Here is a 7,921-nt window from a genome sequence, read left to right as displayed (position 1 = left end):
GCTGGACGGCTCCGTGGTGTACCACACGGTCCCGGACTGGGCATTGTGCTGGCACGTGGGCAACGGCAACTACGCCACCGTGGGCATCGAGCTGGCGCACGCCACGAACTGGGAGGATTTCTCGGCGCAGTGGGACCAGGCCGTAGCCTGGGCCGGCGACTACCTCAACAGCCGCGGCTGGGGCATCGACCGCCTGCTCAGCCACAACGACTGCCGCTACATCTGGGGCGGCACGGACCACGTGGACCCGACCACGTACTTCAACGAGTTCGGGCGCTCCTGGGACCAGTTCAAGCAGGACGTAAACGCCTACATCGGCGGCGGCTACACGCCGTCCGGCTCCGGCGACACGTCCGGCACCAACTGGCACCCTGAGTACAACCAGAGCGACATTGCCATCACCTACGCGGCATCCACCGACCCGAGCGGCAGCTGGTGGCTCCCCGAGATGGTTGACCACACCGACACCGGCGGCTCCGGCGATACGTTCGCGGGCAACGGCGAACCTATCCGCTGGCTCGCCATCGACATGCCTGGCTGGTACCAGGTGTGCACCGAGGCATCTGGATGGCTCGACCCCGTGTACGGCTATAACCAGGGCGACCTGATGTGGGGCTGCGCCGGAGACGGCTCGCCCATCACCGCCGTGCGTTGCTACTACGAGACCGCCGACCCGAACAAGACGGGTTGGCTGGTCGCGGAGTACAACGTCAACGGACTGCCGAACATGCGCGACCTGACCGACACCGGCGGAAGCTGGGACGACTACGCGGGCAACGGCGGCCGGGCTTACACGTTCAGCCTGCAGGCGGCCGCATAAGCGCCTTCGAACAGCCGCAAGGTTGTGAAGCCCTGCTCCTACTGGGAGTGGGGCTTTCTCGTTGCCTGCTCGTTGCAGTCGGAAACCGAGCCGTAACCTATCCGTTGCCGCAACTGCAACCTTTGCCGCCCGCCGCGCCTGTAGGCTTTACCGCATGGACGATGCGAGACATAACGCGCGGCGCAGGCTCAAGCAGATAGCCACCAAGGCCGAGCTTGCGGCGAAGCTTGAGCGTACCACCATGCCGCCCGCCCAGCGCGAAGCGGTGTACCTGGTGTGCGGATGCGGCTACTCCCGCGTGCGGGCCGCCATGGAGCGCGTGTGGGACTTCGAGCGCGCCCGCATCATCGACGAGACGGCGGCGGCTCGCAACCTGCTGCAGATGCTCAACGGGTGACTTTTCTGGCAGTTTTGTACCGCCGGGTGTACCGAGACGATACGGCGAGGTCAGGATATGGGTTCTGACCTCGCTTTTTATTTGCTACCCGATAGATAATGCGATATATGTTGGTAACTTGCCATGCGCCCCAGTATAGCGAATAGGGAAAGCCCCTCATCCTATCCCCGCAACACGCAGCGATTTGCCAGGGGCAGCTGTTCTCGGCTGCGGCTGGCCCGATGGCGTTTGCTGGTTCGACTGCTATCATCGTGCTCGCCCTTTATCGCGTCGGCAACGCTTCAGCTGTATTCCGGCAGCGCGTATTCCGCTTTCGCCCCTCCGACGTCGTTTGCGGGCGGTCGTGCTCTCCCGCAGCTCTTCCCGCAAAAGCCGTCGCGTTCGCGGCCCTTACGCGGGATTCTCGTGGATCATGATGTGCTTCACGGTGGGGAAGCGCTGCTCGACGGCATCGTGGGCGCGCTCGGCTATCGCATGGGCGTCCACCAGCCGCAGTTGCCCATCGACGGCGATTTCCGCATCTACATATACCTTGTTGCCGAACTTGCGTGTGCGCAGCGCGTCGATGCGCATCACCCCGTCTTGCGCCAGGATGCAATCGCGCACCTCAAGCTCGAACGTGGGCGCGCAAGGCGTGTCGGTCACTTTGTCCACCGCATCGCGCAGCACTTCGAACGCCACTTTGAAGATGATCAGGCAGATGACGATGGACGCCAGCGGATCGCACACGCCCCACCCGAGCATGGCGCCGCCGATGCCCACAAGCGCGCCGGCCGACGACAGCGCATCGGAGCGGTGGTGCCAAGCGTCTGCCATGAACGCGTCGGAGTTCATGGCGCGCGCCCAATACCGCGTGTACCAGAACATGCCCTCCTTTGCGACGATGCTCACCACCGCGGCCGATAGCGCCAGCCAGCCGGGGGCCGTTGCATGTTGGTACGCGCCCGTGGCGATCGACTGGATCGAGGCGAATCCGATGCCGGCGCCCGTTGCGGCCAATATCAGGCCAAGCGCCATCGACGCCAGGCATTCGAAACGTTCGTGGCCGTACGGGTGGCTCTCGTCCGCGTCTCGCTGCGATATCCTCACGCCCAGGAAGGCAATGGCGGTGGCGAACACATCGGACAGCGAATGCACGGCGTCTGAGACCATGGCTGCCGAGTTGCCGAATATGCCTGCGAACAACTTGAACGCCGACAGCGCCACGTTGCCGCTTACTCCCACGATGGCAAGCTTGTTCGCGATACGCTTCTCATCAAGCTCCGAGCCGGCGGTTCCGCCCGCCGCTGCGCTATTTGCGCGCTTTTCTGTATCCATAATGCCGATCCTCCTGCATCGCCTGCCGCATGGTTTTCCAGCCCACCGGGCGGCAAAGCGCTTTTGAAATAAACCCATACTAAGCACGCGCACCGGGTATGTCATCGGTGACTTGCGGTTCGTGAAAATTTTTAACAATAGAGGGCATGTTCTGGGCGGTTTCGCGGGAAATCGGGCGAAAGCAGCGTCCGGTTCCCCGCCTCGCATCGTCGCCGGCGTCGGCTCCTGATCCGGAAAACGTGCCCGAGAACGCCGCTCGCTCTCGCCCCTAACTAGAAGCCCGGCCGCGTCAACCCCTTCTTGCGAAAGTGTCGCGAAACCCATGCGTTTGCCGCCCCTTTCGCCGAAATCCGCATTGTTTTGGATGGTGGAAAACCACTGCCGAAAACGCTTTCGAAAAATGCCGCTTTACGAATGGCGACCGGGGGTTTCGCGGTTTTCCAGGCATGGTGGAAAACAACCCCATACCCCCATCCATGGATTTTTCAGCGGAATAAAACACAATATATTGGGGCGAAATAGCGTATGATAGGGACACCAACCAAGCGACCCGAACGCACCGAGGTCGCAAATTTTCACGAAATTTCCGAACGCGCAGGTCATGCCCTGTGTGGCCTTTTGCGCTCGGATGAAGGTAATCCGCAAGGCGCCCGCCAGGCACCTTGCGCGAGAAGCAAGAAGGGTGTGAGCGGCATGAAGATCATCAAGCGCAGCGGCTCCGAGGTCACGTTCGACATCAACAAGATCGTCAACGCCATCAAGGGTGCCAACGGGGACGTCGTTCCCGAGGAGCGCCTGACCGAAGACCAGATCGCGCTGGCGGCGCACAGCGTCGAGTGGCTTTGCAGCCGCTCGGGCCATACCGTGTCCGTGGAAGAGGTCCAGGACATGGTCGAGAATCAGATCATGGCGCAGGGCCGTTACTCCGTCGCGCGCAAGTACATCATCTATCGCTACAACCAAACGCTCAAGCGCCAGTCCAACACCACTGACGACAAGATCCTGTCGCTCATCGAGTGCAACAACGAGGAAGCCAAGCAGGAGAACTCGAACAAGAACCCTACGGTCAACTCCGTGCAGCGCGACTACATGGCGGGCGAGGTCTCCAAGGACATCACCATGCGCCTGCTCCTGCCGGCCGACGTGGTTGAGGCTCACAACGAGGGCATCATCCACTTCCACGACTCCGACTACTTCGCGCAGCACATGCACAACTGCGACCTGGTGAACCTGGAGGACATGCTGCAAAACGGCACCGTCATCACCGGCACGCTCATCGAGCGCCCGCACAGCTTCTCCACCGCCTGCAACATCGCCACGCAGATCATCGCCCAGGTGGCCAGCTGCCAGTACGGCGGCCAGTCCATCTCGCTGACGCATCTCGCGCCGTTCGTTGAGGTCAGCCGTCAGAAGATCCGTCGCCAGGTGCTGCAGGAGATCAACGCCCTGGGCCTTGAGGCCAACGCCGACCGCATCACCGAGGTCGTCGAGGGCCGTCTGCGCGACGAGATCCGCCGCGGCGTGCAAACCATCCAATATCAGGTGGTCACGCTCATGACCACCAACGGCCAGGCGCCGTTCGTCACCGTCTTCATGTACCTCAACGAGGCGCGCAGCGAAGCGGAGAAGCGCGACCTCGCCATGATCATCGAGGAAACGCTCGCCCAGCGCTACGAGGGCGTCAAAAACGAGGAAGGCGTGTGGATCACCCCGGCGTTCCCCAAGCTCATCTACGTGCTCGAGGAAGACAACGTCACCGAGGACAGCCCGTACTTCTACCTCACCAAGATGGCGGCGAAGTGCACGGCCAAGCGCATGGTCCCCGACTACATCTCCGAGAAGAAGATGCGCGAGCTGAAGCTGTCGAAGGGCGAGACCGAGGGCAACGGCGACTGCTACACCTGCATGGGCTGCCGCAGCTTCCTCACGCCCGACCGCTCCGGCAACGGCTACGACAACGTGGCCAACGCCGGCAACTACGAACCGGGCAAGCCGAAGTACTACGGCCGCTTCAACCAGGGCGTCGTCACCATCAGCCTGCCTGACGTGGCGCTTTCCTCGTACGGCGACATGAACAAATTCTGGCAGATCTTCGATGAGCGCCTCGAGCTGTGCTACAAGGCTCTCATGTGCCGCCATAACCGCCTGAAGGGCACGCTCTCCGACGCGGCGCCCATCCTGTGGCAATACGGTGCGCTCGCACGCCTTGAGAAGGGCGAGCCCATCGACAAGCTGCTCTACGGCGGTTACTCCACCATCAGCCTGGGCTATGCCGGCCTGTACGAGTGCGTCAGGTACATGACGGGCCACAGCCACACCGACGCCGAGGGCACTCCGTTCGCCATGGAGGTCATGCAGCACATGAACGACAAGTGCGCCGAGTGGAAGGCGGCCACCAACATCGACTTCTCGCTGTACGGCACGCCGCTCGAGTCCACCACGTACAAGTTCGCGAAGGCCTTGCAGCGCCGCTTCGGCATCATCCCGGGCATCACGGACAAGGGCTACATCACGAACAGCTACCACGTGCACGTCACCGAGAAGATCGACGCGTTCGACAAGCTGAAGTTCGAAAGCGCCTTCCAGCGCCTTTCCCCTGGCGGGGCCATCAGCTACGTCGAGGTGCCCAACATGCAGGACAACCTCAAGGCCGTCATCCGCGTCATGCAGTACATCTACGACAACATCATGTACGCGGAGCTGAACACGAAGTCGGACTACTGCCAGGAATGCGGCTACGACGGCGAGATCCAGATCGTCGAGGACGACGGCAAGCTCGTGTGGGAATGCCCGAAGTGCGGCAACCGCGATCAGGAGAAGCTCAACGTCGCGCGCCGTACCTGCGGATACATCGGAACCCAGTTCTGGAACCAGGGCCGCACCCAAGAAATCAAGGACCGCGTCCTGCACCTGTAAACGCAGGCTAGCCGTTCGCCAAGCGAGGCTGAACGCCGGCCAGTGATCGTAGGTCGTCAAGCGGGTCCGTACGTTGCCCAAGGGCCGCGCTGCACCCGCAAACGCAGGGGTGCCCGCTTCGCAAGCAACCTATTACAACAGGAAAGCCGCCCTCGGGCGGCTTTCCTGTGCTTGGTTTTAGGTTTCCTGCCAGGCTTTTCGCGCGAAAAACGCCGGGTTGCAACAAGAAGGGCCGAACCCGCGAGGATTCGGCCCTTCGCTCTTCTCGCTTTCGTGCTACGCCTGCAGCGCGTCGTTGCGATGCTTGTAGAACACGTGGCACTGCTGAGGCTCCAGCATGCACATCCCGTCCTCGCCGCGGCTCACCACCATGGCCTCCAATACCTGGCGGGTACGCTGCTGCCCGGAGTCGGCGGGGTCGAACCCTCCGAACTGCTCCTGAAGGAACGCGTTCACCAGTCGCTCGTGCTCACTTGAAGGCATGCTGAATCGCACCAGGTCAAGCTCATTTTCGGGCGCCTCGTTCAGCTCCATGAGGAACGTCACCGTGCTGCCGTCTTCGAAGCGATATTCGAAGGAAGGCTCCAGCTCGGCTCCGTTGTTCAGCTCGGTGATTAGCGGGATCGGGTCTTCGCCGTCTTGCGGCTCGGCGCCGCCCGCCGCCTGCTGATACCGTTCAAGCTGCTCCTGGATGATGTTCCACTCCTCGTCGTCCTCGATGGGGGACAGGTCGATGGACGCGAACCCCGAATCCTCGGGCAGCGTCAGCGTATCTTTGTTGTAGGAGGACGCATACACGTTCGTGAAGCCGTCCTCGTCGGTGCCGCCGTCGGTGTACACGACGTAGCTTTTCCCGAAAAACGGGCTATCGAACATTAGCAGCGCCTCGCATTCCAGCACAGCGCCGTCCTCGTTTTCCACCTTGAACCTCAAATCGTTGATTTGCGAAGCGTTCTCTGCGCTCATTCGCCGTTCCTTTCATCGTCGTTCAGCGGGATAGCCTACAGGCCCTTCGGGTCTCCGGCGCATTTCGTAAACCCTCAGCCATGCCTCCATAGTCGCTCACATCGGAGCCCTACGCATTGACGCGATTCCATAAGCTCGAACAGTCCGGAGTCCGAGATAAAGGTCGGCGCCATGCTTCTGACTCATCGCGCCGCCCTGCGCGATCGCGTACATGCGAATCGTTCATGGCAAAAGCCCTGCCGTGCGCATTGCGCTAAATCGCTTATGATGCTCGTTCAGTTTATCGCGCTCCTCGGCGGCTATGCGCGCTTTCGAAGCGGCAGACGCATCAGCAGCGCGGTATGCGCTATGCAAGATAGTAATGATATGGCGGTTCGGAGTCTTAGGGCAAAGCGCGGAAACGCCGAAAACAGCATTTGTCGAAGATCGGCAACTGGAAGAAAAAGGAGCGAATCAAAAGTCGCGATAGCGTGCGCTCAGCCGCCGCCTAATAAGAAAGGGGGCTTTTGCGACCACGCAAAAGCCCCCTCATATTGGTAAGCGAAGATGCCAACCTGCAAAACGCAATCATGCTATGAATCCCACATCGCCAACGTGGCCCCAACAAGCCTCAAGGCGAATCGTGGCGAAAAGCGTCAACAGGGCGATTCATATTATGCTCTAGCGGGCGGAAGCCGAGGGTGTATCGCAGGAAAGCGCTCCTTGCGCCCCACGCAGTCCGCCCTTGCGACCGAAGATGCGCTTGCAAAAGCCCTTAATCGCGCAATACAGCGGATACGCCACAAGAGAGAACCCGATAAGGAAGTCGGAAGCAAGCGCCAGGGGATTGCCCGATGCGCCCGCCGTAAAAGCAGTGTCCCAAGCAGAAGCCCCTACGCTCAAGGCCCCCGCGGGGCTTCCAGCAGCTTGCCATAATAGGAAGCTGACGAACATCAAGATGGTGTACGTAGCCATGTACCTCACAAGATGAAGCTTCACGCGTCCCATGCCAAACCTCCTCAATCGCCATCAGCCTACGCAGACGACCCGAGACTCCTAGACGTGCGAACGTCAAGCAACGCCGACTGCAGTCCTTTGGCATTCTTGCCATCCGCGGTCCAACCCGCCTAACCTAAATCGAATACTAACGACCGAATGTAAAAAGCAGGTATTACATCAGTAAGGGAGAAGCCAGGCCTCGAATCTGCTCAAGCTGCATCGAAATACCCGTCTGTCCGATTGAGTCTGAACACGCAGTTCGGCATGCTCTAAGAACTAAGACAGAAGCATCGTGCGCCTAGGCTCCGGACCCCTCCAAACCCCACATGTGTGCAGAATGTGAAGATGACGCCAAAGGCAAAATAGTTCTGGACACGGCCCGGGGGTGCGCGTATTATTCAATCTTGCGCCAAGCACGAAAGCGCTTGAGCGAAAGCCGCGGGGGACGAACCCCGCAGGCGGGAACCTTGAGAACCGGATACTGGACAGACGGAATCACTTTAAACTATCAATTAGCCAGTGAAGCC

At 60.8% G+C, this 7,921-nt stretch carries 6 protein-coding genes; 3 read left to right on the top strand and 3 right to left on the bottom strand.

Features of this window, described 5'->3' with window-relative positions:
• Together Q0H50_RS07145 and Q0H50_RS07140 are read left to right on the top strand one after the other, a co-directional pair.
• A partial coding sequence (locus Q0H50_RS07145; protein WP_294420896.1) for an N-acetylmuramoyl-L-alanine amidase occupies positions 1-820 on the top strand: 820 nt, incomplete at its 5' end.
• Between the two features lie 154 nt (positions 821-974).
• A complete protein-coding gene (locus tag Q0H50_RS07140) occupies positions 975-1,217 on the top strand; it encodes a hypothetical protein (RefSeq protein WP_294420894.1) in 243 nt (80 codons plus the stop codon).
• Between the two features lie 390 nt (positions 1,218-1,607).
• Here the strand turns inward: Q0H50_RS07140 and Q0H50_RS07135 are convergent, their stop codons facing one another.
• Positions 1,608-2,534 carry a cation diffusion facilitator family transporter gene (locus Q0H50_RS07135; RefSeq protein WP_294420892.1) on the bottom strand — a complete coding sequence of 309 codons (927 nt, stop codon included), beginning with the start codon at positions 2,532-2,534 and terminating at the stop codon, positions 1,608-1,610.
• Positions 2,535-3,227: 693 nt separating this feature from the next.
• Between Q0H50_RS07135 and nrdD the strand changes: the two genes are divergently transcribed.
• Positions 3,228-5,450, top strand: coding sequence for an anaerobic ribonucleoside-triphosphate reductase (gene nrdD, locus Q0H50_RS07130; RefSeq protein WP_294420890.1), 2,223 nt, complete (start codon positions 3,228-3,230; stop codon positions 5,448-5,450).
• A gap of 276 nt (positions 5,451-5,726) precedes the next feature.
• Here the strand turns inward: nrdD and Q0H50_RS07125 are convergent, their stop codons facing one another.
• Positions 5,727-6,416 (bottom strand): DUF1292 domain-containing protein, encoded by a 690-nt coding sequence (locus Q0H50_RS07125; RefSeq protein WP_294420889.1) that lies wholly within the window; start codon positions 6,414-6,416, stop codon positions 5,727-5,729.
• Between the two features lie 660 nt (positions 6,417-7,076).
• Entirely contained in the window at positions 7,077-7,403 is a 327-nt protein-coding gene (locus tag Q0H50_RS07120; RefSeq protein ID WP_294420888.1) for a hypothetical protein, read from the bottom strand.
• Positions 7,404-7,921: the final 518 nt, after the last annotated feature.

This window comes from uncultured Senegalimassilia sp., from assembly GCF_934632265.1.
Lineage (GTDB): Bacteria > Actinomycetota > Coriobacteriia > Coriobacteriales > Eggerthellaceae > Senegalimassilia.
The sequence above is the reverse complement of the archived record's forward strand: the minus strand, read 5'-3'. Positions and strand labels throughout refer to the sequence as shown.

Excerpts from the sequence above, each read along its gene's own strand:
- Q0H50_RS07135 (WP_294420892.1), bottom strand. The coding sequence starts at position 2,534 with ATGGATACAGAAAAGCGCGCAAATAGCGCAGCGGCGGGCGGAACCGCC.
- nrdD (WP_294420890.1), top strand. The coding sequence starts at position 3,228 with ATGAAGATCATCAAGCGCAGCGGCTCCGAGGTCACGTTCGACATCAAC.
- Q0H50_RS07125 (WP_294420889.1), bottom strand. The coding sequence starts at position 6,416 with ATGAGCGCAGAGAACGCTTCGCAAATCAACGATTTGAGGTTCAAGGTG.
- Q0H50_RS07120 (WP_294420888.1), bottom strand. The coding sequence starts at position 7,403 with ATGGGACGCGTGAAGCTTCATCTTGTGAGGTACATGGCTACGTACACC.
- Q0H50_RS07140 (WP_294420894.1), top strand. The coding sequence starts at position 975 with ATGGACGATGCGAGACATAACGCGCGGCGCAGGCTCAAGCAGATAGCC.